The 26,995-nt window shown below is 44.2% G+C and carries 24 protein-coding genes; 3 read left to right on the top strand and 21 right to left on the bottom strand.

The window, feature by feature from the left end; translation table 11 throughout:
• Position 1 precedes the first annotated feature (1 nt).
• The 3 genes from spoVAE to spoVAC form a co-directional block, all read right to left on the bottom strand.
• Positions 2–355, bottom strand: a complete 354-nt coding sequence (gene spoVAE / locus ACPW7J_RS05710) for a stage V sporulation protein AE (RefSeq protein WP_161874479.1) — start codon at positions 353–355, stop codon at positions 2–4.
• A 27-nt stretch (positions 356–382) separates the two neighbouring features.
• Positions 383–1,465: a stage V sporulation protein AD gene (locus ACPW7J_RS05705; RefSeq protein WP_161874480.1), complete on the bottom strand. Its 1,083-nt coding sequence runs from the start codon at positions 1,463–1,465 to the stop codon at positions 383–385.
• Positions 1,466–1,849: 384 nt separating this feature from the next.
• Positions 1,850–2,326, bottom strand: coding sequence for a stage V sporulation protein AC (spoVAC, locus tag ACPW7J_RS05700; RefSeq protein ID WP_161874481.1), 477 nt, complete (start codon positions 2,324–2,326; stop codon positions 1,850–1,852).
• A gap of 80 nt (positions 2,327–2,406) precedes the next feature.
• On the opposite strand from spoVAC, the gene ACPW7J_RS05695 reads away from it, so the two are divergent.
• On the top strand, positions 2,407–2,979 hold the full coding sequence (locus ACPW7J_RS05695; RefSeq protein WP_425757166.1) for a Maf family protein: 573 nt from the start codon (positions 2,407–2,409) through the stop codon (positions 2,977–2,979).
• Between the two features lie 10 nt (positions 2,980–2,989).
• Here the strand turns inward: ACPW7J_RS05695 and ACPW7J_RS05690 are convergent, their stop codons facing one another.
• From ACPW7J_RS05690 to ACPW7J_RS05665, 6 genes are all read right to left on the bottom strand, one after another.
• Positions 2,990–4,363, bottom strand: coding sequence for an MATE family efflux transporter (locus ACPW7J_RS05690; protein WP_161874483.1), 1,374 nt, complete (start codon positions 4,361–4,363; stop codon positions 2,990–2,992).
• Positions 4,364–5,075: 712 nt separating this feature from the next.
• Positions 5,076–6,611, bottom strand: a complete 1,536-nt coding sequence (gene citF, locus ACPW7J_RS05685) for a citrate lyase subunit alpha (protein ID WP_425757164.1) — start codon at positions 6,609–6,611, stop codon at positions 5,076–5,078.
• Between the two features lie 3 nt (positions 6,612–6,614).
• Positions 6,615–7,814 (bottom strand): aldolase/citrate lyase family protein, encoded by a 1,200-nt coding sequence (locus ACPW7J_RS05680; protein WP_425757162.1) that lies wholly within the window; start codon positions 7,812–7,814, stop codon positions 6,615–6,617.
• 17 nt (positions 7,815–7,831) lie between these two features.
• Complete coding sequence (locus tag ACPW7J_RS05675) at positions 7,832–9,223, bottom strand: YfcC family protein (protein WP_425757160.1); 1,392 nt, start codon at positions 9,221–9,223, stop codon at positions 7,832–7,834.
• A complete protein-coding gene (locus ACPW7J_RS05670) occupies positions 9,204–10,403 on the bottom strand; it encodes a M20 family metallopeptidase (RefSeq protein ID WP_425757158.1) in 1,200 nt (399 codons plus the stop codon). Before ACPW7J_RS05670 ends, ACPW7J_RS05675 begins: the two co-directional genes overlap by 20 nt.
• An 8-nt stretch (positions 10,404–10,411) precedes the next feature.
• Positions 10,412–12,133, bottom strand: coding sequence for a M28 family peptidase (locus tag ACPW7J_RS05665; RefSeq protein ID WP_425757157.1), 1,722 nt, complete (start codon positions 12,131–12,133; stop codon positions 10,412–10,414).
• A gap of 144 nt (positions 12,134–12,277) precedes the next feature.
• Between ACPW7J_RS05665 and ACPW7J_RS05660 the strand changes: the two genes are divergently transcribed.
• The gene (locus ACPW7J_RS05660; RefSeq protein ID WP_425757155.1) at positions 12,278–13,189 is read left to right on the top strand and encodes a LysR family transcriptional regulator; all 912 of its coding nucleotides are present in this window, start codon (positions 12,278–12,280) and stop codon (positions 13,187–13,189) included.
• A gap of 818 nt (positions 13,190–14,007) precedes the next feature.
• Here ACPW7J_RS05660 and ACPW7J_RS05655 read toward each other — a convergent pair.
• The 6 genes from ACPW7J_RS05655 to ACPW7J_RS05630 form a co-directional block, all read right to left on the bottom strand.
• Positions 14,008–14,358, bottom strand: a complete 351-nt coding sequence (locus tag ACPW7J_RS05655; RefSeq protein WP_161874484.1) for a VOC family protein — start codon at positions 14,356–14,358, stop codon at positions 14,008–14,010.
• On the bottom strand, positions 14,355–14,888 hold the full coding sequence (locus ACPW7J_RS05650) for a GNAT family N-acetyltransferase (RefSeq protein ID WP_425757152.1): 534 nt from the start codon (positions 14,886–14,888) through the stop codon (positions 14,355–14,357). Before ACPW7J_RS05650 ends, ACPW7J_RS05655 begins: the two co-directional genes overlap by 4 nt.
• Positions 14,889–14,955: 67 nt before the next feature.
• Positions 14,956–15,810, bottom strand: coding sequence for a KilA-N domain-containing protein (locus tag ACPW7J_RS05645; RefSeq protein WP_425757150.1), 855 nt, complete (start codon positions 15,808–15,810; stop codon positions 14,956–14,958).
• Between the two features lie 237 nt (positions 15,811–16,047).
• Positions 16,048–17,406 (bottom strand): MATE family efflux transporter, encoded by a 1,359-nt coding sequence (locus ACPW7J_RS05640; RefSeq protein WP_425757149.1) that lies wholly within the window; start codon positions 17,404–17,406, stop codon positions 16,048–16,050.
• A 54-nt stretch (positions 17,407–17,460) separates the two neighbouring features.
• Positions 17,461–18,417, bottom strand: a complete 957-nt coding sequence (locus ACPW7J_RS05635; RefSeq protein ID WP_425757147.1) for a P1 family peptidase — start codon at positions 18,415–18,417, stop codon at positions 17,461–17,463.
• A gap of 18 nt (positions 18,418–18,435) precedes the next feature.
• Positions 18,436–20,040, bottom strand: a complete 1,605-nt coding sequence (locus ACPW7J_RS05630) for an OPT/YSL family transporter (protein ID WP_425757145.1) — start codon at positions 20,038–20,040, stop codon at positions 18,436–18,438.
• Between the two features lie 722 nt (positions 20,041–20,762).
• On the opposite strand from ACPW7J_RS05630, the gene ACPW7J_RS05625 reads away from it, so the two are divergent.
• Positions 20,763–21,137, top strand: a complete 375-nt coding sequence (locus tag ACPW7J_RS05625) for a TnpV protein (protein ID WP_425757143.1) — start codon at positions 20,763–20,765, stop codon at positions 21,135–21,137.
• 245 nt (positions 21,138–21,382) lie between these two features.
• On the opposite strand, the gene ACPW7J_RS05620 is transcribed toward ACPW7J_RS05625, so the two are convergent.
• The 6 genes from ACPW7J_RS05620 to ACPW7J_RS05595 form a co-directional block, all read right to left on the bottom strand.
• Positions 21,383–22,624: an IS256 family transposase gene (locus ACPW7J_RS05620; protein WP_425755319.1), complete on the bottom strand. Its 1,242-nt coding sequence runs from the start codon at positions 22,622–22,624 to the stop codon at positions 21,383–21,385.
• A gap of 101 nt (positions 22,625–22,725) precedes the next feature.
• A complete protein-coding gene (locus tag ACPW7J_RS05615) occupies positions 22,726–23,853 on the bottom strand; it encodes a restriction endonuclease subunit S (RefSeq protein ID WP_425757141.1) in 1,128 nt (375 codons plus the stop codon).
• A complete protein-coding gene (locus ACPW7J_RS05610) occupies positions 23,840–24,982 on the bottom strand; it encodes an HsdM family class I SAM-dependent methyltransferase (RefSeq protein ID WP_425757139.1) in 1,143 nt (380 codons plus the stop codon). Before ACPW7J_RS05610 ends, ACPW7J_RS05615 begins: the two co-directional genes overlap by 14 nt.
• A 42-nt stretch (positions 24,983–25,024) precedes the next feature.
• Entirely contained in the window at positions 25,025–25,798 is a 774-nt protein-coding gene (locus ACPW7J_RS05605) for a hypothetical protein (protein WP_425757137.1), read from the bottom strand.
• A 36-nt stretch (positions 25,799–25,834) separates the two neighbouring features.
• Positions 25,835–26,671, bottom strand: a complete 837-nt coding sequence (locus ACPW7J_RS05600; protein ID WP_425757135.1) for a hypothetical protein — start codon at positions 26,669–26,671, stop codon at positions 25,835–25,837.
• A gap of 21 nt (positions 26,672–26,692) precedes the next feature.
• Positions 26,693–26,902: a helix-turn-helix domain-containing protein gene (locus tag ACPW7J_RS05595; protein WP_016285874.1), complete on the bottom strand. Its 210-nt coding sequence runs from the start codon at positions 26,900–26,902 to the stop codon at positions 26,693–26,695.
• Between the last annotated feature and the right edge of the window lie 93 nt (positions 26,903–26,995).

Genomic DNA, 26,995 nt, shown 5'->3' with positions numbered 1-26,995 from the left:
TCTATTTTGGCGACTTAGGATTAAACACAAGCGACACCAGATATCCGAATGCAATCGCCACGGCGATACCTGCCGACGTGCCTTTTACCGCGCCGGTTACAGCGCCGAGGAATCCATCCTTCGCACCATCCATGGCGCCTTTTGCCAGCGCATAACCAAAACCCGGAAGCGGCGTTGTGGCTCCCTGATGAGCAAGATTTACCAGCGGTTCATACAGATGCACCGCCTGCAGAACGACGCCCGCAACTACAAAAATAACCAGAATTCTCGGCGTCGTCAGCTTTGTGGTATCCATCAGAATCTGTCCAATCACACAGATCACGCCGCCGATTAAAAACGTATATATATAATCCATAATCTTATTCCCCCCAATTTCTCCAGCTTAACAAGTTTTAATCGACACAGCATGGGCGATACCGGGAATGCTCTCCCCCTGAAAAGGACTAATAGTTGAAAGCATAGCTCCCGTTGAGATCAGCAGCACCTTTGAAAGTTCTCCGCTGCGCATTCTCTGTACAATATTCCCACAAAAGACAGAAGCAGAACATCCGCATCCGCTGCCGCCACCATGGACATCCTGTGCCTCTCTGTCATAAATCATCGTGCCGCAGTCATCGTACCGTTGAGATACGGCTTCCGCGTCAAGTCCTGCATCCTTTAGTAAATCTGCCGCGATATCTTTGCCGATATACCCCAGATCTCCCGTCAGCACCAGATCATAATAATCAAGACTTCTTCCTGTATCCTCCAGATGATTGAGAATTGTATCTACCGCGGCAGGCGCCATAGCGCTTCCCATTTGATTGGCATCCTTTACTCCCGCGTCAATGACCTTGCCGATTGTACCGCAGTCCACACGGATATTTTTCATAGACGACGGCTGCGCCGCCTTTCTTCCGTCCAACGCGCCAATTTGCGCAAGATCCGCCTTTTTCTCTGAAATTACCATAGCTCCTGCAGCTGTCGCTGTCCATTGTGCCGACGGCGGTCTTTGATTACCGTGCTCCACTGGCATTCGGAACTGTCTCTCCGCTGTACAGAAGTGACTGGAAGCGCCTACAATAATGTTATGCGCAAAACCGCCGTCCGTCAGCATAGAACCCAGAAGCAAAGATTCTGTCATCGTAGAACAAGCGCCGTAAAGTCCCAGAAACGGCAGGTGCAAGTCTCTCGCCATAAAAGATGAAGACATCAGCTGATTCAAAAGATCGCCGCTGAGCACCAGATCAATCTCCTTCTTCTCTTTTCCGGACTTTTGCAGCGCTGCCAGCATCGCTTCCTTCAGCATCTTGCTCTCAGCTTTCTCCCACGTTTTCTCCCCAAACATATCGTCATCCAGAATCTGATCAAAAAAGCTGCACAGAGGACCTTCCCCCTCCTTTTTGCCACCGACCGCAGCCGAACCGATAATATACGGACTCATCTCAAAAGACACCGTTTGCTTTCCAATTTTCTTTTCTGCCATACTTTTACTCCTTAATGGTTCGTCCCAAGAACGCAAGTGATTGGCTAGACGAACCTTATGCTTTAGCGTCCCACGAGCAACATACGAGTGGCTTGACGCTTGTCGTATCATGGTTCGTCCCAAGAACGCAAGTGATTGGCTAGACGAACCTTATGCTTTAGCGTCCCACGAGCAACATACGAGTGGCTTGACGCTTGTCGTATCATGGTTCGTCCCAAGAACGCAAGTGATTGGCTAGACGAACCTTATGCTTTAGCGTCCCACGAGCAACATGCGAGTGGCTTGACGCTTGTCGTATCATGGTTCGTCCCAAGAACGCAAGTGATTGGCTAGACGAACCTTATGCTGGCATTCCCATCTTTAGCTGATCAGGAATGCGTCGTACTAAAATAATCCTATAATCCAGTAAATAATGCCGACTATTGTCGCCGACGTGATGCCGCAGACCAACACCGGTCCCGCTACGCTGAAAAGCTTCGCGCCTACCCCAAGCACCAGACCTTCCTTCTTGTATTCAATAGCCGGTGCCACCATTGAATTGGCAAATCCACTGATCGGCACGATTACGCCCGCCCCAGCAAACTTTGCGATACTATCAAACACACCGAAGCCTGTCAAAAGCTGAGCGAGCGCTACGATACCGATAGTAACATAAAGTCCCGCGTCTTTCTCTGAAAGACCTCTGGCTATGAGCATATTGTTGATATAATAACCCGCTGTACAAACAAGGCCGCCGATCAAAAATGCCCGCAAACAGTTGGCAAAATAGGTCGGTTTCGGTGTGAACTGCTTGGTATACTTTTCATAGGCTTTCGCCACGTCTTTCTTTTGCACTTCTTTTTGCTTAGTCTTCTGTGCCATTTCAGTCACCTCCATAAATCTTTCATTAGTATTTGGCAAAATCCGAAATTTATGCCATAATGTTATACGGAGGTAACATTATGAAAAAAAAGATCATTTTGGCGTCATCATCGCCAAGACGAATTGAAATGATGAAAAAGCATGGCTATGATCCCATCATTCGTCCTGCTGATATAGACGAAACCCTTCCAGAAAACATTTCTTCAAAAGACGCGGTTATGTTTCTGGCATTAAAAAAAGCCCTTTGCATCGAACAAAAGGCATCGCCTGGCAGCATCATCATCGCCGCCGACACGGTCGTTTATAAAGACGGTATCCTTGGAAAACCAGAAGACAGAGCCGATGCAGCCCGCATGCTGCAAAAAATCAAAAACACCAGCCATCAGGTTGCAACGGGGGTTTGCCTCCTCATAGCCGGTGAGCCTGTCAGAAACGTATTTTGTGATGTGACGGAAGTCTTCTGCAAAGACTTTTCAGACGCGGAGCTTTCCGCCTATCTGGATACAGACGAGCCTTACGACAAAGCCGGCGCCTATGCGATCCAGGGCATCTTCGCAAAGCATATCGACCACTATCACGGCTCCTTTAACACCGTAGTCGGTTTTCCCTGGGAGCTGATTCAGCCGGAACTGGCGCGTCTTCTAACTCTATAAGTAACCTGCGTCACACATCCTTCTTCGGAATATCCACCACGATGTTAAGCCACTTTTTACTGTTAAAACGCGGCAATACGATAAAAGTTCTTATTACATCACCGATGGCGACGATAAGCATGGCAACAGGCAAACTGGTCCGCAGAAGAAGTACTGCCGCATACGCCAGCGGAACCTGCACCAGCAGATTACATATAATTTCCAATTTCATGCAGAACACCGTATCTCCGCCAGCCCTCAGTGTTCCCACGATGCAGATGTATCCCATCATCTTCGGCGTAACAGTAATCGCCATGGCAATCAACGAGTAAATCAAAAGCTGATTGGTCTCTCCGCTGAAATTGTAAACCCCTGCTACTGGTTTTGCCAGCAAAATCATTACAATGGTCATAATTACGTTTAGAAGCATAACAATTTTTACAGCTCGTTTTCCATTTTGGAAAGCATCTTCTTTATTACCCTGACCAAGATTTTCACCGATGAGCATTGCCGTCGCATTACCCACACCAAAGTATACGGACTGCAGCAGTTCGCAGACCACATTAGCCACCTGCGCTACAGCAAGAGCCGCCGTGCCCAGCCTGCCATAGGCCGCAAAAATCAATGTAACGGACGCCGCCCAGCTGCATTCCGTAAAAACTACCGGCACAGCAGTTCTCATCACCCGCATAAAATGCGCCCGATCAAAGGATAGAAGCGTCTTAATTCCCGTCTTAAACGGATGGGATTTTCTTGTATATACAAAAATCATCAGCGCTGCAAATTCAAAAATACGCGCAATCAAGGTTGCCACTGCCGCCCCTCTGACGCCAAGCTGCGGCAAGCCGCAAACGCCAAAGATCAAAAGATAGTTGAGCAGCGCATTGATACAAAGCGCTATGGCGTTGATAGCCGTAGGCACTTTCAAATCCTGTATCGCTCTGGAATTATACGATATGGCGGAAGACATTCCCGAAAAAACATAAGAAAAGCAGGCTATTCTGAGGTAATCCACACCAAAGCCAATCACTTCTTTGTCTCCAGAAAACAGCTGTATCACGTTCGGCGCAAAAATAAACGCAGCGATACTGACAGAAACAGCAAAGATAAATCCTACCGCGTAGTCGATGCCCAGCATTTTTCTCACACCGGTAATGTCCTTCGCACCCCAATACTGCGCCGCGTAAACCGCCGCGCCGCTATAAAGCCCAAACAACGTCACCGTATATACGAAATACACCTGATTAGCCGCGCCTACCGCTGCCAATTCCTGCTCGCCTAGCATGCCGATCATTAAAGTGTCGATCAGATTCAGCCCCAGACTGATCAGATTCTGAAACACTACAGGAATCCCTATCAAAAGCATTTTCCTGTAAAACCGTTTCTGTTCTGTCATTACCGTCATTCATCTTCCTCCCGCATTAAAATTTGCCCCGGCAAAACCGAGGCAATATTCATTGTATCATATGGAGAAAAGTTTTCCAAGTCACATTCTTCAACTTTTCAGTGTAGAAAATTAATCTTTTCTACACCGGCAATCGAAGTGCATTTTGCAGGACATCCTGCATTAGATACAGCACATATCATTCGTTACGTGTTCACACAGAATGACAATAATGAAATGTTACTGAATTTACAAGTTTCTTGCGCAGGTTGCCAAAAGAAAAGGTGGCTGTCCCGCCATAGACTTTTTACCCGCTTCCTCTACCCCGTAGGGTTGTGCAAATTTAAAGTTTCACAGATAAAAATGCACAACTTTGACAGCAGACAGTTTTGCAAATCACAATACATTTCTAAGGATTGCACAACTAGTTTTGCAATATTACCCAAATAACTGAAATCTGCACAACTTTTTCAGAAAAAATCTGTATCATATCTCCTTTTTTCCACATAGAAAATATAAAAAGTTGTGCAAATCCTTACTCCCTAAAAATATCTGCACAACTAACGACTACTGAAGTTGTGCAAAGAACAGAAAATCATGCAAATTTGCACAACTTACTTCTAGTAAAGGAAACCTCACCCCTAAAGATAACGAAATTGCTCTACGCAAAAAAGGGACTGCAATGCTGCATCCCTTTTTCGCTGCCGTTTCATTTGGACGCATCATGACTGTCCTACCGGACATTTCGAATGATATCCAAAATGGTTCCATCCCTATATTCCACCAGACCAACTACCTGATCGCCATATTCCGGAGGCTCCGGCTTTCCGGTCAGCGCATAAGCCATATCCCGAAGTTCTTCAATCTCATAAACCGGAAGTCCCTCTTTCATCAGTCTTTCTTTTAACATTGGATTTTGTGGATTGACTGCGATACCTCGCTCCGTTACGACTACGTCCACGGATTCACCCGGCGTAGAAATCGTTACAACCCGATCCACAATAATCGGTACTCTTTTCCGCAGCAAAGGCGCAACGACAATCGCCAATTTGGCGCCGGCCGCAGTATCCGGATGACCGCCCAGCGCGCCCATAATTACGCCGTTAGAAGCGGTCAGAACATTCACGTTAAAGTGCACGTCCACCTCTGTAGCCGATAAAATCATAATATCCAGCGCATGTGCTACATTACTTTTTGCCTGCGGATCCGCGTACATTTCCGCATCCATTTCTATATGATTTTGATTTTGACCAATCGACGCGACGGCTTCTGCATCAAAGGTCTGCACATCCAGCAGTTTTTCAAAGAGCCCTTCTTGCAAAAGTTCTGTCATCGCAGATGTAATCCCACCAGAAGCAAACGAACCTCGAATCTGATGTGCTTTCATATATTCTTTCAAATATCTTGCTACAGCCAAGGAAATTCCACCGCTACCTGCCTGATAGGAAAATCCATTTTTAACAAGATCCGCCGCAGTCATCACCCTGCTTGCATACGACGCAATGGTCAGTTCCACAGGATTCTTCGTTTTTCTGGTTGCGCCCTGGCTGATCATCTGCGGATCACCAATCTGTTCCACCTCCACGACACAGTCCACCCATGTCTGCGGAATACTGATGGGGCTTGCCGGATATGGCACCAAATAATCTGTAATCGCGACTACTTTCTCTGCATAACGAGCATCCACCATCGCATATCCCATAGAACCAAATGCTGATTTTCCTACACTGCCGTTCATATTGCCCATGGGATCACAGCAAGAAGCGCCGATAAATGCCACATCAATTTTCCGCTCACCAGATTCAATCGAACGAGCCCTGCCGCCATGGGTTTTGAATACCACTGGCTTTTTTAAAATGCCGCCCTTTGAAACAGCTTCTGCCAGTTCTCCCCGCATTCCACTGGTTTCAATGCCAGTTACAATACCGGTTTTCATATGTTCCACTAAACAGCCATGGGCGGTGCTGAGAGAAGATGCGCAAATCGTCAGATCGCGAATACCAAGTTCAGCAATCGCCTCCATGACCTGCCGCAGCACCAAATCACCATTTCGCAAATGATGATGGAAAGAAATTGTCATACCATCCTGCAGCCCGACCTTTCGTATCGCTTCCTGTAAAGATTTCGCGACCTTTCCTTTGGCAGCTTCATCACACACTGTCAGATATTTTTCTCTTCGTTTGCCCGGCTGCTGATATGGCCGCAGCTTTCCAATGCCTTCTATTTCCGCAGGAATTTCACGATGGATCCCATTTTTCACAAACTCCATCTGTTATACCTCCTCCCCCAGCATCTGCAATACATATTTCGCTTTGCTGACAACCGGTTCGTCCACCATTTTTCCATCGACAGCAACGACGCCGATCCCGGCTGCTTCTGCTTCCCGCATCGCATGCAGCACTTTACGCGCATCTTCCAGCTCTTTCTGGGACGGTGTATAAATGTCATGAACCATCGGAATCTGACTTGGATGAATGCAGGATTTTCCCGTAAAACCCAGAGATTTTGCGTGTTTCACCTCTGCTATAAACCCTTCCGTATCTTCCAAATCAGCAAACACTGTGTCAATGGCAGAAATACCTGCTTCTGCTGCTATCACCGGTAGATATTGTCTTGCAAAGGTCAGTTCCGTACCTTCCTTGCTGCGGCTGGTACCCATAGACCTCGTGTAATCCTCCGCCCCAAAGGAAAGAGAAATCACCCGATCACTTGCCCTGACACTTTCTCTTGCATGCAGTACGCCTTTTGCAGTCTCAATCGAGCACTGGATTTTCACAGAACCTGCCGCAATGCCATGCTGTTTTTCCACTTCACAAAGGAGCTGATCCAGCGCTCTCACATCCTCTGGAGATTCACACATCGCAAGCCGAATTCTGCGAATCCCGGCAGGTACAATAGCGCGTACATCTTCTTCCCCAAAGCGTGTCCGCAGCCCATTGATTCTGGTAAAAATCTGACAGCCTCCGAAAGGCAGCCGCTTCATCGCTTCACAGAGCAAGTCTCTTGCGCTGTCCTTTTCTGCCAAAGTAACGGCGTCTTCTAAATCAAACAGAATCGCATCCGGTCTGTACACCGGCGCATTGAGCAGCATTTTCGGCTGACTGGCCGGACAGAACAGCATCGTACGCATACGCCCCTCTGTCATTCTATCCGAGGCGGAAATCACGCTTTGCTCAAAATCTGCCGTATTCTGCTTTTCTTTTACGGCTCTTGCATATGCTGTTTTAATTCTGGCTGCAATCCCAAAATCCAGACAGCCATAATCTACAATTTCAACCGTCACATGGGCGGCAGACAACTCATCCAGGCAATTTTCCGCGCACTGGCGTATGGCATTTCCAAACATCCTCTCCTGTTTACTGTGCAGCAAAATGTTTCTGCCGCCTTCTTCGCGGAGTGTTACCGTTACCTGACAATCCTGCGGCTTTTCAAATCCAGCCCGACCTGTCCATTCAGAAATGATGGATTCCATTTCTATCACTCCTCTTTTTAATAACCTACCGCCATTCCAATGACACAGAACACAACACCAATCAGCATCCAGATCCCAATCAGCGGCGCTACATATTTCACCCATTTTTCATAAGGGACTTTCGTAATACTGAGAACGCCCATCAGCGCACTGGAAGTCGGCAGAATATTATTAGTAATGCCGTCACCCAGCTGGAAGCACAGGACTGCCATCTGCTTTGTCATGCCAACGACTTCGGATAAAGGTCCCATAATCGGCATCGTCGCCGCCGCCTGTCCGGTTCCGGAACAAATCGGGAAATTAATCAGCGTATGGGCAATATACATGCCGATTGCCTGTAAAGAGTGCGGCAGTTTTTCCAGCGATAAAGAAAGACCATAGACAATCGTATCAATAATATTTCCTTCTGTCATCACGACGGTCAACGTTCTTGCAATACCTACAATCAATGCGCCTGCGGCAATATTTTTACATCCTTCGCAGAAAATATCAGCGATTTTGCTTGGGCCAAAACCGTGTACCAAACCGCCTGCAACACCCATGGTCAAAAATAGTGCTGCCATAGGTCCCATGCCCCAGCCATACCGAATGACGCCATAAGGTAATGCTGCAAAACCGACGATCAGAATCAAACCAACAACCATATCTCTGATACCCGCTTGTTCAGAATCTTCGCCGCTGATTTCATATTCCATGTCTTTCCACGTGTCCATTCCCGCTACAATGCTTTTTTCCGGATTGTGATACACTTTGGAAGCATATCTGAGCACGTAAGCAATCGATACAACCAGCAATACAATCCAAAGAATGATACGCAGCCATGCGCCGGAATACAGCGGCAAGCCAACAATTTCCTGCGCAACGCCCACATTAAACGGATTCAGTATACCCGCAATAAACCCGCAGGCGCAGCCGGTACTTACCACAGCAACGCCTACAATCGCGTCATATCCCAGCGAAATCATGAGCGCAACGAACATCGGCGCGAAGACAATGGCGTCTATGGACATGCCGAATGTCCATCCGCCGATTGAGAACACAAACATGATGATTGCAATCAAAAGCTTCCGTTTATTTCCAAACTTTTTTGCCAGCTTCTGGATACCTCTGGATAACACGCCTGTCTGGGTAATGATTTCAAAGGCGCCTCCGAATATGAAAATAGAGAAAATAATCGAAGCCGCGTCAACCATTCCATCATAAATCATTTCAGGAAAATCAACAATACTGACAGGTGTTCGCTCCGCAAAGTGAAAGCTGTCCGCCAGAATTTGTGTTCTGCCGCTTTCCGGATCTGTCACTCTGTCGTATACACCGGCTGGAATAATATAAGTGAAAGCCACCATAATCAGTCCCAAAATAATTAAAATCACAAACGTATGCGGCACTTTAAATTTTAACTTTTTCATCGTTTTGTTCTCCTTCTAATTCTCTTTTATTCCGTTTAAACTCTTCCCTGATTTCCCGCATCAAGTCCGGCTTTTCGATCAGCTCCCTGCAGGTATCTTCCAAAATTTTCGCTGCGGTGATCATCGCCTTGTGCATGCTGTCATGCTTTCCATATTTCAAAAATGTTTCTGAATGGGACGGCGTTCCCTCGGGCACAAATGCCACCCGGATGCAGGAACCCGGAATGCGGTACATAATATTCCCAAAATCCGTGGAACCTGTTTTTTCTCTGGATGGTCTGATGCAAGGCGCCTTATGGTTTTCTGCATGTTTCATCAAAAGCTGGTTCAATTTCAGTACCGGAATTTTGCCGTCACAGCTATTTTCGTGAATGACTTCTGCTGTGGTTTCTGTCATCAATTCCGCCCCTTTTACGATCTTCATAAAACGCGCAATGACAGAATCAAGATATGCACGGCTATACGACCGCAGTGTCACTTTACATTTGGTAAACGCCGGCACGGTGCACTCGCTTTCGCCTGAACAGGCAAGATTATAGTGCATACGAGTGTCGTCTTTTACATGCTCCCGCAGAAATTCAATCCCCTGAAACATCAGCAGGGCTGCATCCAGTGCGCTGCGCCCTTCTTCCGGCGCGATTGCCGCGTGAGAAGCTTTCCCCCGAAAACATACCTCATAGGAGGACAGGGCAAGACTTTTCACATCGGTTGTCGTCGTCGCGCCCCCATGGCACATAAGCGCTACATCCAGTTCAGAAAAACAGCCCGCATGCAGCATCACCGCTTTTCCGCCAAAGCCTTCCTCTGCCGGTGTCCCATACACAACCAGCGTAAAAGGTTTCTCAGCTGCCGTTTCTTTCAGCGCAATCGCGGCGCCTATGACTGCCGGTCCCTGTGCATGATGTCCGCAGGCATGTCCCATGCCAGGCACCGCGTCATACTCGCACAGAAGTCCAATCACCGGACCGCCTTCCCCATTTTGGAATGTGGCACGGAAAGCAGTTTCAAGTGTTCCAACGCCTTTTTCTACTTGAAATCCGTTTTTTTTCAGATAACTGCAAAGCTGCTCTGATGCATAAAATTCTTCACCGCCATTTTCCGGATGATCAAAGATTGCATCTGCTAAATCGCACAGTTCCTCTTCTCGTTCCTCTATCATTCCTGTTCCTTTCACTATCATTTCACCATCTATCCTCTAAAAATCTGACCTTCTGATAACTGCTGTTCTAAATTCTTTAATTCATCCAGCATCCTATTCTTCTGCCGTATAAAATTCGTCTGCATAAACAAATATGTTTTCGCAGGCATTTCTTCCTTCCGGATTCCCTGCAGCATCTTTAATCTGGAAAACGGCGATGTTGCAGTAATCGCCAGATCATGATCATAGGCGGAGCCATAGCTGAGCCGCAGTCTGTTCATTCTGCCGCAGACGCAGCGAATATACTGATTTCTGATCTTTACCTGATCCACGTTCTCCACTGCCCGGAAATAGGCGTCCCTGACATCTCTTACCGCCTGACAAATTTCTTCCGTTGAGAAATCCGGTTCTGCATTCACACTAATGCTGCGGATTTCCTCTTCAAACCGCGTAAAATATGCCTCCGCTGCAAAAGGTAAGCTTTCTTCCGTTAAAAGTCTCCATCCATGGAGAAAGAATAATGCCGCATCTTTTTGATAGATATCCCAGTCCACTTGCTCCACAGTATCCTCTGCAGTATGCCATTGATAACTTCCTGTAGCCGGTGTACGAAAGAGTTTTTCCTCTGGCAGCACTTCATATCTGCTGTAAATATGATAAGGAATTTCCAGTCCAAAGAAAGACTGGTCCGCCCCTCTTCCAATTTCACCGAATAGAATCTGATCCCCTGGCGCAGCCATCGCAGCAGACTCGCGTAGATACTCCTTTCCTTCCGCGCCAGCGGTATGCATGCCAATCACACTGCCGCCTCTAGCGCCCATTAAATCAGCGTTGATATGCGCAATACAGTGCTGTTTCATTTCCAGAAAATGATGGTCACAATACCATGTAGAGCCGGTATAGCGGCCGTTTGAATGGCCTGCCCACCATATGATTCTGACACTTCGTTTCAGCTTGTCCTGAAATCTTCTGCAAACTTTCGCAATTTCAATCGCCGCCGCATTGGCAGTCCCATTGTCAATCGCACCGCCATACCAGGTGTCATAATGACAGGAAAACAGGACAAAGTCATCACTGTCCCCTTTGATTTCTGCCACTGGCATGCAAAGTTCTGTTACCTTACTGTCCACTTTCGCCGACATCTCCGCAAGGGCTTTCTTTCCTGCCTTTTCCTGTTCTTCCATCCAGTGCAGGATTCTGTTCCCGTCTGTAAGGGTAACCCCTATGACCGGCATTTCCAGCAAAAGCAATGACGAATCTACCGTAGGCGTCCCCCAGACACAACTGATCGTATCTTCATGAATCAAAGGATCTGCGCTGGTCCATATCTGAATCCAGCCTGCAGCGCCATATTTTTCCAGAAGAAGCGCATACCTCTCATCATCGCCATAGGCCACTACAATTTTTCCTTTCACAAGGTTTAAAAAGCTTTCGCTGGTCAATTCTGCTCGTTTACGATCTTTTGATCCTGTATCATAGATTAATTCTGCTGCAATACCATGACGGCAATCTCCTGAGAAAGCTCTGGATCTGCTGGGAATCTCGATTTTTCCATCCAGCTTCAGACTGGAAGCGCCGGGATTGCTCATGTATCCCGCAAAGGTTTCCATATGACAGGAAACCCCCGCCTGATTCAGTTCCTCTAAAATATACGCCGCCGCTTCCTCTGCCTCTTCAGAGCCAGACAACTTTTCCATTGATGCCAGTTTTTCTAAATGCCTTCCCATGGCTTTGTAATCTATGGAACGTAATTCTTCTTGATAGCGTTTCATTTTTTTCTCCATTTTTTCTTTCCTTGCAATATCTTCCCGAACATGTTCTTTGATATTTTGATTATAATACGAAAAAAACATTGCGTAAAACACATTTTTTATAATATAATATTAGAAAATAACTAATATTAAAAGGAGCATTTCATGAATCTTCGTGAACAGGAGTATGTGCTGGCAATCGCCAAGCACAACAGTATCAAATACGCTGCGGAGGAACTTTTCATCGCCCCTTCTTCCTTGAGCGTCTTTTTAAAAGATCTTGAAGAAAAAGAGGGACTTCCTCTTTTTCATCGCGTGGGCAAGAAATTCTATCCGACGCCGGCAGGTCAAACTTATCTGGAAGCTGCAAAAAAAATGGCTTTGTTAAAGCAATCCTATTCCAGCAATATGGCAGACCTAAAAAATGAAATCACCGGCACCATCCGGTTCGGTCTTCATTATCGTCGGGCAAATTATCTGCTACCAAAGATTCTTCCCCAATTTAAAATAGACTACCCCAATGTAAAAGTAGTCATTTCAGAGCTGAGTACGCAGGAAATGCTCTCCCAGCTTTCTGCCGGACAGCTGGATCTGATTCTGTCCAACCAAATACATGCGCAAGATGCCCTCATATTGCAGGAAGTTTACCAGGATCGAATCCTTCTGGTTAGCCCAAAAGGGTATTTTTCTCCCTCTGACTGCAGCACTGATTTACAGGAACCATATCCGCGCATTTCACTATCACAGATTGCCAATGAAACTTTTATCTTGCAAGAAAGAACGCAGACGATTCGCAGCTATACCGATCAGGTTTTTTCTTATGAAAATGTAGTACCCCGTGATACTTTCGTGATACAGAATCTGGAAACTGCAGCAAAGCTGGCTGCTGCGGGTTATGGTCTTGCGTTTAATTTTGAAACCTATCTGAAACCGCTGGAATCGTCCATCCCTTTTGACTTATATACGGTTGGCGATCCATCGGTTCGAATCATGATATATCTGGCATACCATAAGAACGCCTATCTTCCTAACTACTTGCATCATTTTATGGACTTGATTCAGGAAAATTTTGTTTAGTATTTATTTCTTTGGATGCAAAAATTGTTATATCCGATGATGGCAAATCCACAGCCTGAATTCAAGATAATCGGCATAATTTTGTTGTATTCGCTCCTGTTTATGCAAGTGAACCTGCGCAAGCAAATATAAACAAAGCCTTGTATTTAATCCGTTTTACATGATGGTTTTGTTACGGGAAAAAAATAATTACTTTCATTGAGGATCAGATTGGGTACGAATTTAAGAACAAAGATTTATTGCTGCAAGCATTTGTAAGATGTTCCTATCTGATTATAGGAAAAGGTGTTTGCCCCGCCATAGACTTTCTGCCCGCTTCTTCCCTCAATGTGGCGCTTCTGTATAATAAAGAAGATACCCTGTCAACTTCGGGTATCTGTATCAATCGAAATCATAAATCGCCGTATAGCAGCGAGTTTGTGGCGCTTCTTGCGAAAAAATATCCCCGCTGAAGCGCTTAAAAAATGTTGCAAACCTTGCTGGTGCCTTTCTTCCCTCGAAGGATTGTGAAAATTTAAAGTTTCACAGATAAAAATGCACAACTTTGCCAACAGACAGTTTTGCAAATCACAATATATTTCTAAGGATTGCACAACTTGTTTTGCAATATTACCCAAATAACTGAAATCTGCACAACTTGTTTTGTGGGAATCTATATCATTTCTCCTTTTTTCTGCATAGAAAACATAAAAAGTTGTGCAAATCCTTACTCCCAAAGAATATCTGCACAACTAACGACTACTGAAGTTGTGCAAAGAACAGGAAAATGTGCAAACTTGCACAACTTACTCCTGTATTAAAATTACCTGTTCCATATTTTATAGGAACTGTACATTCACACCGGCAGGATCTTTCACAAAGAAAAACCGTACCTGCGGCATTGGTGATATCATAGCAGTGGGCTGAAATCCATCGGAAATCAAGCGCTGGTGCAGCGCTTCCAGGTTTTCTACATGAAAACCGATCGAAAAATTTTCATTGCCCGCCGATTCTGCAGCCTTATTTTCAATGATTTCTAATTCTGTATCTCCATCCTCCTGCGCGAGAAAAACAATTCCCTTGCCCATCGGCCGCATGTCCTTTTGAACCGCGAGCTGCGCGTACTTCTCATAAAACTCAATTTCCTGCTCAAATGCAGTAGTCTGAATCGTAACATGTGCTATTTTCATCTTTTTCCTCCTAATGAATCAATTCCAAATTCTTTCGCATAGATCATGATTCCATCAAGTGCAGGTGCATCTTCCCTGATTTTATAAGCCATAAAGTTTTCATCGGGCACGGCAAAAGGCGGTTTTATACCAAAGAAGCTTGCCGGTAAATAGCCTGCCTTTGGATAGTATTTCTCACTGCCTAATACAACCGAGTACGCATATCCTAATTTGTCAGCAATTCTATGTCCTTCTTTCATTAAAGCCATGCCGATGCCCTTTCTTTGATAGGCAGGCAGAACTGCAAGGGGCGCCAATGCTAAAACAGTATCCTTCCCAACGCTGGCTTTCGTAAACAGGATATGTCCTATCAGTTTTCCGTCTATTTCCGCAACGAAAGATAACTCTGGAATAAACGCTTCACTTTTTCTTAATGAATTGACTAAGTCGTGTTCATTTCCGTCTGAATGTTCCGCACGATCAAATGCCGCTTTCACGACAGAATAGATGATTTCACGATCTTTTGCTTCCTCTTTTCTAATTCGCATCATATTCCTCCACAAAATTTAGGTTTACGTGAACGCTCTGTGCTATAGAAAACAATCATCTTGTTGTTATCTATCTCTTATGCAAATCCACTCCTAATTTCGGCAAATTATTTAAATTTACAGTTTCTAATGTCTGTAGCTGCTGTACTGCCAATTCGCGAAGCAACTCCATTCTCTCTTTTTGGTTCTTCCCTTGATTAATCAAAACAGCATTATAGCTTTCCAAATTGGCAAGCACCAGTAATTGATTCAGCGTTGCTGCATCCCGCATATTTCCTTTCACTGCAGGATTTTCGTCTTTCCATTGCTTTGCAGTCTTTCCAAATAAAACCACATTCAACATATCTGCTTCATTCTCATAAGTATAAGCTACTTGTGCAGGTGTTAATTCTGGCGGTATCAAATTATCCTTAATTGCATCTGTATGTATCCTATAATTCAACTTAGAAATTTCTCGGTTCAAATTCCAATTCAGAGATAACCGACTATTCTCATCTGTCTTTAATCTCCTGTAATCCTTCATAATATATAACTGAAACTCAGGCGAAATCCAAGTTGCAAAGGACATAGCAATGTCGCTATGGGCATATGTTCCGCCATAACGTCCTGCTTTTGATACAATGCCAATCGCATCTGTAGCATCTATCCATTTTTTTGGCGACATTGTAAATGCGTTTGCTCCTGCCTGCTTTCTAAACCCCTCGAATTCGAGGGGTTTAAAATCCGGATTATGAAGTCTTTCCCATAATCCCAGAAATTCTATCACATCTCGATTTCTCATCCAATTTTGAATAACCGCTGTTGGATCATCACTTTTATACCGTGCAATATCTGTTAATGAAATAAATTCATTTTCAAAATCCTGCGTATAAATTCCGATATCTAGCCCATTGGCATGAATCGTTTCCTTAATTACCTTTCCCATTGTGCCTCCCTCATCTATACCCAATATCCTCTTATTGTTACTAACACATTACTTAAAAACTTTTACTTCCTTATTTTCCCACATTTCCCAATATTTTTCAATGTAATATTTGATACATCTTCGTTGAACGCTTCCTCGGAGGTTTTAATTTTTCTGCCGCATTAGGCGCATCATACATTGTCAATCCCAAAAAAAATTTACCTACTGGTGATTTATAGAAAAATATTACAGCTCCCTCTACTGCTCCCTGCCATAAACAGCATAAACTCTCTTTCGCACCACAAAGAACGCGCCTGCGATAAAGACCAGACCGGAGACCCAGGACAGCGGTTCTGTCAAAAACAGCAGCTTCGTGCTCGCCGTCACCATGCCGATTCTCGCAACAACCACACGGGCTACCGCCTCTAAAATGCCGGATATCATGGAATATACGGAATTGCCAAAGCCCTGCACGATACACCGGAAGACATTGAGAAGATACAGCACAATCATACCGCAGGAAATGATTGTCAGCAAACGTTTTCCGACCTCTAGAGCAAGGTCTGCATCCGTTTCCGCCGGATTGATAAAAATCTGCAGTAAAAATTCACGGCTCAGCAGAACAAAACCGGTTACCGCAAGGGCGAGAAGCACCACGATTTTCAGCGACGCTTTGACACCCGCCTCCATGCGTTTGATATTACCCGCGCCGTAATTTTGCGCCGTAAAGGTGTTTGCCGCCGCTCCAAGGGATAAAGAGGAACTTTCAAGCAGTCCAAACACCTTATTGTTGGCTGTCACACCGGCAACAAATACACTGCCCTGCACATTGATCGCCGCCTGATACATGGTGCCGCTTGCGCCAATCAAAAAATTCTGCAGCGCTAAAGGAATTCCAAATCTGCAAAGAACGGAAATCATAGAGCCGTCCGGTCTGAAATGACTTCTGGAAGCTCGCACATACGGCAGCTTTCGTATCACAAAAAAGCAATAGAGAAAGGACACCAATTGTGAAATCAGCGTTGCAAGGGCAGCCCCCAAGATGCCCATTTGAAAAGATATCACAAATAACAGGTCAAGTAAAATATTCAGTACCGCCGCGATGCACATAGCGATCAGCGGCGTTTTTCCATCTCCAAGGGCTCTGAGAATGGCGGCTGCCATATTGTATGCGATGACTATCAGCGTCCCAAAAATCATGGCAGTCAAATAGGTAACCGCGCCGTCATAAATATCTGCGGGTGTTTGCATCAAGGTCAAAAGCGGTTTCTCTACAGCAAGTCCAAGCAGTGTAAACAACATGCCGAAAACAGCACACAGCAGCGTCGACATGGCAATGACTTTATTTAATCCGTCATAATCCTTTCGTCCGAAATACTGCGCTGCGTAGATGGCAAACCCTTGAGTCAATCCCTGAATCGCCCAAAGCAGCATCCAGTAAATCCAGTCTGTTGCGCCGACCGCCGCCAGCGCCTTTACGCCAACACCCCGTCCCACAATGGCGGAATCCACAATCATATATAGCTGCTGACCCAAATTGGTTAAAATAAGCGGGAACGCAAAGAAAAGGATCAGCTTTGTCGGATTTCCCGCCGTCATATCTTTTGTTTTACTCATTCTGATTCTCCATCTTAGCGCTTCCAAATAGCAGCATTGGTATCGCTGTCACTTTTACCTAAAATCCCGCGCCGCTTTCAGACCGTAAGCAGGCTCCGCTGCCTCCACGCCGCGGACGATTGCCTTTTCGATCTGTTCTGTCGCCAGCACCGCCAGCGCGTCAAAGTTGACGTCCACTTCACCGGTCGCCATGACAAAAATCGTATCGCCATCGGCGGTGGAATGAACCGGTCTGATCGCCCTGGCATAGCCGTCGTGAGCGATAGAAGCCAGCTTGGTGCACTGGGCTTTGGTCAGCTTTCCGTTGGTCAAAATACAGCTGATGGTGGTATTTCCCTTGAAAATATCGAACTGCCTTGCGATATCCTCTTTAATTGCTTCGGAGGTAGACGCCATCGTCGTTCCATCCGGTGAAAGCATCCCTGCAATCTGTCTTCCCTCTGCGAAAATGTCACCCAGGGCGTTGACTGCGGAAACTGCGCCAACCTGCAACTCTCCAATTTGCACGGCAGACGCGCCCTGCCCGCTTTTCATCATGGTAGCCGGCCCTCTGTACTTTCCTACAGAAGCGCCGGTTCCCGCGCCGTGGTTTCCTTCCGCAAAGGCGCCCGCAAAAGCGTTTGCGCAGGCTTTGCGCCCCATGGCTTTGTCCGGTCTGACTTTGCCATCTCCTACTACAAGGTCAAAGAGAGACGCGCCGCAGACGATAGGCACGATGCCGACGCCTACATCAAAGCCAACACCTTTCTCTTCCAGAAAATCCATCACACCGCAGGCTGCTTCCAGCCCGTAGGCGCTGCCGCCGGACAGCACCACTGCATTGATTTCCTGTACCATATTTTCCGGTTTCAACAGGTCGGTTTCTCTGGTAGCAGGACCGCCGCCCCGCACATCGACGCCGCCGCAGGCGCCCTTTTCACAGAGCATCACCGTAACCCCCGTTGCCGCTTCTATATTTTCGGCAGAGCCGATTCTAAATCCTTTGATATCTGTAATATTGATTTCTTTCATATCTATTCTCCCCTGCTGTTACAGCGCCTGTACTGCTGTAATCAGTGCAATAACTACCCCTACGACAGCTTCGCCTCCCAAAAGACCCGACGCGATAATCTGTCCTGTCGCGTTCTTTTCAACCGCCGGGAACCATTTGTCCGCGATAAAGCGAAGGGCGCCGCCGATAAAAGCTGTAGCAGACATATAAAATGGCAGATATACGCCAAGACCCAGGGTCATCACCGGGAAGTTGATGCAGTACAGCACTACTGCGATAACCAGACCGGCAAGGAATGCCGGCAGATTGGAAATGCCGCCTACCATGGCTGCAACTGTGTTTGCCTGCGCCGCGGTAAAAAGCTGACCGTCTGTAAACGCTGCCGGACCGTAGGCTTTGACGATGGTGACCAAAACAAATACGGACACTACCGCGCCGATGACGCCGCCTACCGCTTCTGCAATCCACTGATCCTTCGGATTGGTTCTCAGTATATGCCCTTCCTTGAAGTCATTCATGACATCGCCCACAAGCCCGCAGGCAACTGCCACCACTGCCGCAATGAAGAAGCCTTCCGCCTGCCCTACCGCAGTCAGCCCTTTGGCTGCCAGCAGGACAATAATCCCAAAAATTTCCATTGGGTTGATGCCGGATTGCCCGACGCACTGTGCAGACATTGCCGTTGCCAACCATACGCCTAAAATGGTAATCACGGAAGCGATTACGCTCATCTTGCAGACGATGGTCAGTACCGCCGCAATGAGTATCATCACAAAAGGCGCCCATCTCATGGGAACAATGGAATCTCCCGCACTGTCCTTGCTGAACATACCGCCGAAGATTTCTTTCGCCTTTGGTAAAATCCCTTTGACTAAAATCCCTACGCCTGTGCCGACCATCAGACCGATACCCAGCGCCTGTTTCACACCGGTAGCCTCCTCTAAGGTCCAGATACCGCAGGCCTGACCGCCGATGAGAATGCCTGCATCGCCGAGGAGTGCACCCAGGAACCATACGCCGATAGCGATAGGACCTACAATATACCCAATCGATACCAGCATCGGGGACAGCCAGATGCCGCCAGCAGAACCGAAGCTAAGCATTTTCTGGCTCATCAGGGTTGCCGGAATCTTTCCGAACCAGTCTCTAATCACAGTAAAGACTGCCGCGATACCCATCGACGCAAAGAGAGTGCCAGCTTTCTTTCCGCCTTCATCTCCCACCTGCAGGGTTTCCGCTGCTGCTTGTCCCATTGCGTAAGGCAAATCCTTGGTTTCAACAAAATATTTTCGAATCAGGGCTGTAAAAATCAGTCCCAAAATCACACCGCCCAGTGCGATGACCAGAAGCTGCATGGTGCTGATTTCTGCCTTCGGATTGAGAATCCAGATGCCGGGGATGGTAAACGCAAGTCCCCCTGCGACCATTGCCCCTGCGGACATTGCCGTATGGGCTACGTTAATCTCATTGAGATTAGTGTTGCCCAGGGCTTTCAAAGCTAACATTGAAAATAACGCCACGAACATAATCGGCCATGGCAGCGAGCTTAGTTTCAGCGCAACGTACATGGAACTGCAGGTAATGACTACAGAACCGATCACGCCGATCACCATGCTGCGAAGTGTAAGTTGTTTTCCGTTCATCGTGTTCTCCTACTTTTTTCTAAATTGCGAAAAGTCCCGCGCCACCAGAGCTGCGTGCCTTACGCGGTGATAAACATACAGGTTGATTATAACAGTTCGGTTGAATCATTGTCAAAAGTTTTCGTTCAAAACCAAAAAACTTTTGATTTTTCTATATTTTTTCGGGTTGTGCAGATTTGAAAATCCATACGCAAAATGCACAACTCAATCCATCAAAAGTTGTGCAAATCTCTCTTATTCAGGTCTACTTTGCACAACTAACTACGTCGACAGTTGTGCATGAACGCGTGAGATTCCTGCCTGCTGCACAACCGACTATCGATTTTCGTCATTATCGCACCTTGATGTTGTGCATAGCTTCTAAAAAAGTTGCATCGTGCACAACTATTTCCAATAAAGCTTCGCCTCAATTGCAGATTCATCCATATAAAACTCGAAAAGTTGTGCAAATCCTTCTTATTCGATTCTAATTTGCACAACTAACAACGTCGGCAGTTGTGCATGAACGCGTGAAATCCTCGCCTGATGCACAACCACCGCCGTATTTCATCTATTATCATAAATACTGTACTTCCGGTGGAGAACCTACCAACAAATTGCATTAAAAAAGAGGATGCAAAGGGAGAGGCTACATAAGGAAGTAGCTTCTCCCTTCGGCTTTGTAATCAGCCAGAGTGATTGAATTGTAGGGGAAATTCAAATCATAACGGAGGATTACAGCAATGGCAAAAACAATTTTTGAGGAAATAGGCGGAACTTATCACGAAGAAAATGGGTATCTTATCCCCGACCTTTCCTTACTACCCGAAGAAGAAAAGCCCATCGGGATATGGGGACAGCGGCACTTGCGGTATATCAAGGAGCATAAGCGGATGGTTTATATAAATCTGCTGACAAGCAGCAAGTTAAACAGCTATCTTGCTGATATGAACGAGCAAGCAGAGGAATTGTTCTTTCGGCTGGTAAAGCAGCTTGCCGAAAAAGAAGGTATAACGGAAGAACTCAAAGCAGGAAACCAAATGGAGTGGGTTGGACGAATGAACAATATACGCTCCAGAGTAACGGAAATCGTCAATGCGGAATTGATTTACGCATAACAAAATCTGTTGTTCAAAAGTTAAAAATCTCGATTTAGATAAATAGAACAGCGGCAGGGATAAATCCTTGCCGCTGCTTTTTTGAGACTGTGAAAAAAAGTCTGTAAATTACCTTCTATGGTAATTTGAAACTATGAAACCTTTGAAATTTCAATAGTTCTTAGTTGAAAATAATATAATACATGTTTTTAGCCATGTCAAGGACTCCTTTCTCTGAAGGAGTCCTTGCATGCTTTTATTTTGTATTAAACAGGAAAACGATCCCCATACATGATGGAAAATTCTCCATAAACTTTACCCCAGTTTCTTAAAGACTGTGTCCATTTCTTCGTTGCTTGTAAGGTTGCAAGATACAGTGATTTCAATAGTGCCTTGTCGTTTGGGAATACTGTGCGCTGCCGATTCAATTTCTTGTAGGTACTGTTCAGACTTTCGATGGCATTCGTCGTATAAATCACCTTTCTCACATCTATAGAGAATTTGAAGATGGGCGTTAATACATCCCAGTTCTTCTCCCAGCTCTTCATCGCGTTTGGATATTTATCATTCCACTTTTCTGTTACAATTTGCAATGCTTCATATCCTTGTTTCTCATCCGGTGCCAGATAGATTGATTTCAAATCTCCGGCAAAAGCTTTCATATCTTTGTAGGACACATATTTCAGCGTATTGCGTATTTGGTGTACAATGCATCTTTGATACTCCGTATCCGGATAGGCTGCTTGAATTGCTTCTTTGATCCCGCTAAGTCCATCTGCACAGATGACCATGATATCCTTGACTCCTCGATTTTTTAGGCTGTTTAGTACACCTAGCCAGTATTTGCTGCTCTCATTCTCTCCAATTTCAAGATGAATGACATCTTTCATCCCGTCCAGAGTATATCCTAAGATTACATAAGCTGCCAGTTTTCTAATCTGATTATCTTCCCTGACTGAAAAATGTACCGCATCAATGAAAATGATTGGGTAGATTTCGTCTAGAGGGCGTTTCTGCCAGTCATCAATTTCCTGCAGAATCTTATCTGTTACATCAGAGATAAAACCTTCACTACATTCGAATCCATAGATTTCTTCAATCTGTTCTGAGATTTGTCTTGTGGTAAGCCCTCTTGCATACATGCTGATGATTTTCTGATCAATCTCAGAGATATCCTTTTGACGCTTTTTTACTACCTGTGGTTCGAACGTACTGTTCCTGTCTTGTGGTACACTGATTTCAAACTCTCCATAGTTACTGCGTACTTTTTTAGATTTTGTACCATTGCGGTAATTATCGCTGTCACTGCGTTCATAGTTACCGTAGCCGAGATGTTCATCCATTTCAGCTTCCATCATGGATTTGATGGTGCCACCTAATAGGTCTTTTAAGGCCTCCTGAATATCATCTGCTGTTTCGATGTCGTATTCTTCCAGTAATGCTGCAATGATGTTCTTTTTTCCTTCTGTCAGTGGTTTTACCTTGTATACTTCCTTTTTCTTTGCCATTTTAAAAAGCCTCCTATGATAATTTGATTTTACCATAGAAGGCCTTTTTCTTTTACCTATTTACAGACTTTTTTTCACAGTCTCGCTTTTTTACTAAAAGATTATGCTATTTCTTTACTAATGAGGCGACTATACTGTTCCTCAATCTGTTCAATGGCTGCAATTCTATTTTGAAGTAATTGATACTTTTTGACAAGCGAAAGTTGCTCATCATAACAAGGAATATCAATTTTAGTATAGGAAAAGAATCCTGTCATATTCCACGTGCCATTATCCGAGTTAGAAGCATATGACAGAAAATCTTGTTTATATTGAATTGCAAGCCATCGTAAATCTATTTTATAAGGAGAACCATCTTTAACAAAAAGTATATATGCATGGTCATTTATGGTATATCTTCCTTTATTTAAATATTTTGTGTAGCCTGCTTTTCCATTTCTGGTAACCAAAAGTCCTTCTTGCCCCTCAAACACTTTCAATTGACGATTATTAATGACGCACATTGGAATTTCACCCATCATTGTGCTATCCTCAGTAGCACTTGATAATATCTGATAATGTTCGGCACCGTTCTGCAGAGTTTGATAAATAAATTCTTCTGTAAGTCCTGTATTGCCGCTCATATAGTCTATGCAGGTTGAAATATCTATGTTTCTGCCTTGATATTTTGTGTATTCAACAGATATTTCTTTGTCTATAAGGTATTTATAATTATTCTTTAATGTTGCTAAATTCTCTAACTTAGCCTTTATCCCTTTTAGCAAGTGTAAAATATTATTTTGTACCTCAAACTCTGGCAAATCAAATTCTTCAGCATAAATCTGTGTTAGCGACAATGTTTTTGAACCATCACTTACACCCATTTCTCTATAAAAATTCTGCAAAAATATTGAAAAGTACTCAAGATTGACCTTATCTCTGGCATTTTTTCTCAATGTAATGAATCCAGCGTGGTGATTTAGAGCAAATTTCTCATCACTTTTATAGGTCATGCTTCCTGCACTACCATCTAAACTAATGATTATTCCTTCGCCAGAAAAAACAGTTATAGGTACTCCTTTTTTTGTTTTAGCTGAGATGGATATTCTACGTTCTGTTACAGCGTGTTCTTTATTGCCACCGTACAACGGAATTAATTCATCACCATTTTGAAGGGAGGCATATATTGCTTCATCAGTTAATGCATAATTGCCTTTTTCAATTTCATTAAACACATCAAGAAATTTCACTTAATACCCTCCTCATTTCATCATCAATTTTCTTTAATTCATTAGCAAATTCTTCTTCGCTAATGTAGTGTGGCGAATATGGGCGCAAATAGTATTCGGGAAGTAAGGTTTCGTAGTTGTCAGATATAATACGCTCGATATCTATATTTCCACCTTTTCTTGCCGTTTGTACGATACCTTTTTCGTCTATCCAATTGCTTTTGGTTTCACTATCATCAAAAGTCAACCATCTTTTTTCAAGTACACCTGGCATTTCAATGCCATCTGTGCTAACCCAACCAGAAATTTCATCGTGCATCCAACCATTGCGATTGTTCCGAAGCTTAGTTGGGAAACGTTTATCTGAATTGGCGAGTCCATCGTTATCAATAATATACATCCATACAGGCTTATCTTGAATTTTTGTTATCGTGTTGCTCCGCTTCTTAATAAACAAAGCATATGTTTTTTCCTTTGTATAAGGTGCAAAGGCAAACTTAGGCAATGAAACTATTGCATAAACTTCACACTTTTCCAAAATTTCCTGTCGCAACTTTTTGTATGAAGGGTTTTCCAATACACCATCAGGCGTAATGATACACGCTTTGCCACCAATTTCAAGCAAATCAATAACCTTACAAATGAATGCAATCTCCGTTCTATTAGTAGATATTGCTTCAGTATTTGCTTTGATTGTGCCGCTTCCATAAGGCGGATTGGTTATGACATATTGATATTTTTTGTTTAATATATTTTTCCCTTGACGAGTAGGTTTTAATGAGTTGTCGGAGTACATATGCGTGTGTCCGTCACCTACCAAGAACATATTAAGTCGAGTTCTTGAAATGTTTTCGTCACGTACATCAACACCATAGAAGCACTTTTTAGATAGAAATTCTCTTGCTTCAGAAGTAAGTGTTCCACTTTTTTCATAATTATTTAAGAGGACTTTGAAGCTTTCGGTTAAAAATCCACCCGTTCCACAAGCGGGGTCCGTTGCCATGTCTAAAATGATACAATTACACGAACCTCTAAAATTTGCACCCAAGCCTGCCCTTTGGTGCATTTTTGGTGCAAATGCCGCTGGATCTCTTTTTGCTTCTTTCCTTAACGATGTTATCCGCATAGGTACATTTTGCACACTCATCATAACGATGCCGTATGCACCATTGCGGAATATATGGTTTTTAGGCTAGGTTTCTTTTTGGAACTCTTTTTCAAAATTCCATGCTTCAAATATATTCACATAGTTGGAATGTATCTGTTCTCTTTGTTTTTCCCAATCATATCGCTGGTTACAATACTTATCAATATCTTTCAGATATTCATCAACTTTCCTTAAAGCATCTGAAACTCTACCAAGCTGGATAGACAATACTGTTTGAAGCGGTTCATCTGCAGAAGTAACAATTCTGTTTAAAACATTCTGCTGCAAATAATCAATTTTCACTTTATTGATTGCAATTTTTACTGCATTGCAACCTTTCAAAATGGGCTGAAAATCTATTGCTGTTTCCCTGCAAAACTTCTGGTGTGCTGTTAGCAAGAGATTTTTTTGTTTGAACGGTGCATAATCAGTACTCTGCAATGCAAAAATCTCACTTTGAATCATTCTTGATGTTTCATCTAAAAGATTATCCGGAACACCAGCTTCTGTATTTCTTTGATGATCACATATGTTTTGTTTCATCAAAAATAAAGCCTGATACAGATAGAGTGCCTGATAAAAAATATATTCCTCAACAGATGCCTTTGCTGTGATATATTTTTGCACCTCGCAAATCAAAACAACTAGCATACTTGCAAAAGCTCCTCCAAATATTGTAAGGACGAAATCATTTGAAAACCATATCGTATTTAACTCAAGCATATGTGTTTCCATGTTTACCGTAGTAAAATAAGTTAGTGCCAAAAACAAGATTGACACAAACGCAGTGAATTTTATTACTTTAACATTGCCTCTCATATAAATCACCTTTTTATAAAATCAATTACACTTTTCTTATTCCGAAATTGTGATAGCTTTTAACACTTCATCTATCTTAATAGCTTGTACGGGAACATACTCACCATTGAGACGAACACCTCCGCCAGTCAATGAAAATAATTCTCTGGAAGTGTTTAAATCCAGTCGTAGATTCTCGTTTGAGAGTAACTGGTCAAGTTCAAAAGCCACTTTCCTTGAAAGAAATTTCTCAGCCTCTTTCTGACGTTCAATATACCCTTCTTCCGATTCGCAGTCCTTACGAATGCGGGCATTACTGATAATACGGATTTCATTAACTACTCCGAGCATATGGTAAACCAAACGCATCATGTGCGTTTTGGCTTCATTTTCATCCATATCAAAATAGAGCTGCTCAAAAGCCTTATCGATTTGTGTTGAAACTTCTTCAAGTCGCCTGTCAGGTTTGGTTTTCTCCATTATTGCAGTTTTTGTGGTAAAGGAAGATTTCTGCTCTGTTTTCCCACCAACCTTGCTTTTTATTCTGTGTCCTTTTTCTTTAATCCAAGGCCATGCTGTGTTCTTCCACCATGGAGAAACAACATTTCGGAACAGGAAAATACCTCCTGCAACAATAGCCGCTCCCAAGGCTTCGCCAACTTGCTGGGCAAATTCCTCCTGCTCCGGTGTAAGCCGAACACGGCGCTCCTCATAAGGGTATGGTTCATAATCATCGTTTATTAAATCATCAATATCGTATTCTTCCCATTCAATAATATCAGGGTTTTGGTTATTTTCATCCCGTGTCAATCCCCTCACGCGATCAGGATTATCCTTGGAGCGAATAAGATGATCTCCATCTTTCACTATAGGTTTATATACTTTCTCACCCATGAACAAGCTGCTCCTTTCGGATTATTCTTTCTTCACATAAGTCAATTCGACATCATACCCCAAGGATTCAAGCATCTGTATGAACGTCTTATTTACAATTTTTTCGCTTTTCTTAATCAGCCGATTCACATAAGACGGCGTGGTACCGATATCTTCGGCGAGTTTTGCCTGTGTAGTTTCCGCTTCTATGCATTTGACCTTTACATCGACTTCTATGTTGTTTTTCAGCATTGCCCCTCACCTGTCCATGTCCTTTGAAATAAATTATCCTATCCGTACAATTTATTGTATCACTTTATTTCCACATTTTCAATCCATCGGAGA

Origin of the sequence: Ihubacter sp. rT4E-8 (genome assembly GCF_049852125.1) — a bacterium.
Classification (GTDB): Bacteria; Bacillota; Clostridia; order Peptostreptococcales; family Anaerovoracaceae; genus Senimuribacter.
Note: the sequence above shows the minus strand (reverse complement) of the source record. Positions and strands in the feature narration are given on the sequence as shown.

Coding starts and splice junctions, on each gene's coding strand:
- spoVAE (WP_161874479.1), bottom strand. CDS start 355: ATGGATTATATATATACGTTTTTAATCGGCGGCGTGATCTGTGTGATT.
- ACPW7J_RS05705 (WP_161874480.1), bottom strand. CDS start 1,465: ATGGCAGAAAAGAAAATTGGAAAGCAAACGGTGTCTTTTGAGATGAGT.
- spoVAC (WP_161874481.1), bottom strand. CDS start 2,326: ATGGCACAGAAGACTAAGCAAAAAGAAGTGCAAAAGAAAGACGTGGCG.
- ACPW7J_RS05695 (WP_425757166.1), top strand. CDS start 2,407: ATGAAAAAAAAGATCATTTTGGCGTCATCATCGCCAAGACGAATTGAA.
- ACPW7J_RS05690 (WP_161874483.1), bottom strand. CDS start 4,363: ATGACGGTAATGACAGAACAGAAACGGTTTTACAGGAAAATGCTTTTG.
- citF (WP_425757164.1), bottom strand. CDS start 6,611: ATGGAGTTTGTGAAAAATGGGATCCATCGTGAAATTCCTGCGGAAATA.
- ACPW7J_RS05680 (WP_425757162.1), bottom strand. CDS start 7,814: ATGGAATCCATCATTTCTGAATGGACAGGTCGGGCTGGATTTGAAAAG.
- ACPW7J_RS05675 (WP_425757160.1), bottom strand. CDS start 9,223: ATGAAAAAGTTAAAATTTAAAGTGCCGCATACGTTTGTGATTTTAATT.
- ACPW7J_RS05670 (WP_425757158.1), bottom strand. CDS start 10,403: ATGATAGTGAAAGGAACAGGAATGATAGAGGAACGAGAAGAGGAACTG.
- ACPW7J_RS05665 (WP_425757157.1), bottom strand. CDS start 12,133: ATGAAACGCTATCAAGAAGAATTACGTTCCATAGATTACAAAGCCATG.
- ACPW7J_RS05660 (WP_425757155.1), top strand. CDS start 12,278: ATGAATCTTCGTGAACAGGAGTATGTGCTGGCAATCGCCAAGCACAAC.
- ACPW7J_RS05655 (WP_161874484.1), bottom strand. CDS start 14,358: ATGAAAATAGCACATGTTACGATTCAGACTACTGCATTTGAGCAGGAA.
- ACPW7J_RS05650 (WP_425757152.1), bottom strand. CDS start 14,888: ATGATGCGAATTAGAAAAGAGGAAGCAAAAGATCGTGAAATCATCTAT.
- ACPW7J_RS05645 (WP_425757150.1), bottom strand. CDS start 15,810: ATGGGAAAGGTAATTAAGGAAACGATTCATGCCAATGGGCTAGATATC.
- ACPW7J_RS05640 (WP_425757149.1), bottom strand. CDS start 17,406: ATGAGTAAAACAAAAGATATGACGGCGGGAAATCCGACAAAGCTGATC.
- ACPW7J_RS05635 (WP_425757147.1), bottom strand. CDS start 18,417: ATGAAAGAAATCAATATTACAGATATCAAAGGATTTAGAATCGGCTCT.
- ACPW7J_RS05630 (WP_425757145.1), bottom strand. CDS start 20,040: ATGAACGGAAAACAACTTACACTTCGCAGCATGGTGATCGGCGTGATC.
- ACPW7J_RS05625 (WP_425757143.1), top strand. CDS start 20,763: ATGGCAAAAACAATTTTTGAGGAAATAGGCGGAACTTATCACGAAGAA.
- ACPW7J_RS05620 (WP_425755319.1), bottom strand. CDS start 22,624: ATGGCAAAGAAAAAGGAAGTATACAAGGTAAAACCACTGACAGAAGGA.
- ACPW7J_RS05610 (WP_425757139.1), bottom strand. CDS start 24,982: ATGATGAGTGTGCAAAATGTACCTATGCGGATAACATCGTTAAGGAAA.
- ACPW7J_RS05605 (WP_425757137.1), bottom strand. CDS start 25,798: ATGAGAGGCAATGTTAAAGTAATAAAATTCACTGCGTTTGTGTCAATC.
- ACPW7J_RS05600 (WP_425757135.1), bottom strand. CDS start 26,671: ATGGGTGAGAAAGTATATAAACCTATAGTGAAAGATGGAGATCATCTT.
- ACPW7J_RS05595 (WP_016285874.1), bottom strand. CDS start 26,902: ATGCTGAAAAACAACATAGAAGTCGATGTAAAGGTCAAATGCATAGAA.